Source organism: Empedobacter stercoris, assembly GCF_020281205.1.
In the GTDB taxonomy this organism is placed as follows: domain Bacteria; phylum Bacteroidota; class Bacteroidia; order Flavobacteriales; family Weeksellaceae; genus Empedobacter; species Empedobacter stercoris.
This window is the reverse complement of record NZ_JACXZC010000060.1, coordinates 1-1973: the sequence shown is the minus strand read 5'-3', so window position 1 is coordinate 1973 and position 1973 is coordinate 1. Positions and strand designations below refer to the sequence as shown.

The 1973-nt window shown below is 27.7% G+C and carries 3 protein-coding genes; all 3 read right to left on the bottom strand.

The features are described 5' to 3' along the window. Positions 1-201: 201 nt before the first annotated feature. The 3 genes from IF125_RS14110 to IF125_RS14100 all read right to left on the bottom strand — a co-directional run bounded on the left by IF125_RS14110 (position 202) and on the right by IF125_RS14100 (position 1867). Positions 202-585, bottom strand: coding sequence for a hypothetical protein (locus tag IF125_RS14110; protein WP_225542920.1), 384 nt, complete (start codon positions 583-585; stop codon positions 202-204). 279 nt (positions 586-864) lie between these two features. Beyond that, the gene (locus IF125_RS14105) at positions 865-1218 is read right to left on the bottom strand and encodes a hypothetical protein (protein WP_225542919.1); all 354 of its coding nucleotides are present in this window, start codon (positions 1216-1218) and stop codon (positions 865-867) included. Positions 1219-1462: 244 nt separating this feature from the next. After that, positions 1463-1867 carry a hypothetical protein gene (locus IF125_RS14100; RefSeq protein ID WP_225542918.1) on the bottom strand — a complete coding sequence of 135 codons (405 nt, stop codon included), beginning with the start codon at positions 1865-1867 and terminating at the stop codon, positions 1463-1465. Positions 1868-1973: the final 106 nt, after the last annotated feature.

The window sequence follows — 1973 nt, the reverse complement described above, 5'->3', positions numbered from 1 at the left end:
ATAATATATGATAGTTCTAATTACAGGTTCCTCAACAGGTTTTTACCTTCTGCCCTTCGGGCAAGAAGGAAGATTAGAAGATTAGTTGTTAAGGTAGTTTTTTATTCATCGTTTCCAATGTAGCTCAATTCTTTGTTTTTTTTGTCTAACTGAAATAAAAATTGGAGTTGTGCAACAGTTACCCTTGTTAGCTGTAGTTTTTTATTTTTTACTATATTTAATTTCTTTATAGTCAAGTTTAAATTTTAAAGAATCATTTCTGAACACATAAATTTCTAATTGTCCTTTTTTTTTACTTACAGAATCTCCTATTTCAAAAAATCCATTTTCCCAAATAGGCTCCACTCCCGCAACATCAGTTTGCTTATTTTCACCTCTTAATGTTAATACATTATGATTTCGATTATCACGATATATCTCTTTAACTTTAAATGAATAGTTTCTATTACTTCTATCATCCAATACAATTTGTTGAAAAGTTCTTTTATCTGTTAAGTTTTGATACCAAAAATATGAAAAAAAAGAAAGTAACGGTAAGAATGTCATTACTAATAGAAATACTATCACTTTTTTGTTAATTTCCATTTTTTACTTTATTTGGTGTAGTACAATATACTATATTTAATTGTTCTTGTATTTTTTTTGTAAAATTACAGCTAACGTTTCGCGGCTTGGCGAAGTGCGGGCTTGAATTGAGCGAAAGTTCAATTCAGTCCGAGACGTAGCCAAAGCTGTGAGCCTTTTGGTAAATTTAATAAAAAAACAAAAGCAAACAGCTTTTGGCTGATAAAATAGGCGAGAAGTTCAACTTAGCACTTAACCCCGCATTTTGCCAAACCGATGTTGGCAGAAGTTTTTTTTGGATTACCAACTTTCAAAAGTTATATCGAAATTAAACACTTCATTTAAAGTAGGTTGTAAAAAATCAGCTATTTTTTTTATTTTAGGTAAATCATTTAATTTTGCAGAATTAAATATTTTTTCGTTTTCTTCATCGCTTACATCACCAAAATAATACCTTGTAAATAATAAATCTAACATTGTATCATCATTTGAAAACTCATTTACCTCATATAAAAATTTATTACCATAGACATCCTCTAAAGAGTTTTTAGATTTAAATTCTTTTAAAAGTTCTATTACACTATTTTTATCAAAATCTGTAATGGATTTACCATCCTTTTTTATTATCGTTATACTAGCACCATAATCACTCATAGATCATTTTTTAAAATTATTAATTAATATTTTTCTCTCTAAAATTTCTGCCAACGAGCCGAGTATTTGCGAAGAACGGGAGAGAAGTTGAGCTAAAGCTCAAGTTCATACGTTCAAGCAAATTGCTTGGCTAAAACTAAATTAGTTTATTGTTTTAAGAAAAGCAATTTTGCGAGCGGAAAAAGATGGGCTGAAAGTTTACTTTCAGCCCGTTTTTTCGCAAATATTATGTTAGCTGATGCTTTTATATTTTATTAAGCGTTAGATAATTTTTTCTACCAATTGATATATAGTAAATCATTAATAAAAATACAGGGATAACTAAGAATATTAAATAATTGAATTTAAATAAAAACGATAAAATAAAATGTATTAATATAATAGAGATTGATATCGGCATTATCCATATACCATTTTTAAAACCTCCTACTTTTAAGTTTAAGGTTTCGTTATCATTTAGATCAATCTTTAAAGTAGGACTATAACACCAGTCAATTTTTGCATATATTTCTTGATTTCCTGGTTTGACATTGAATTCTTTTGTTTCTCCATTTGATATAGTACCTATTAGTTCTTTATTTAAATAAATTTTATAATCTCTAATTCGATTATTGTATTCATTTGTTCTATTTAATTTAATAGTTGCCATATTTATCAATGTTTTTTTAAAGTTTCAGCTAACGTTTGGCAAATTGGCGATGGAGCCGACTTTTAGCACAAATGTTGAATAGAATTACTAATCTTCAACATTGCAC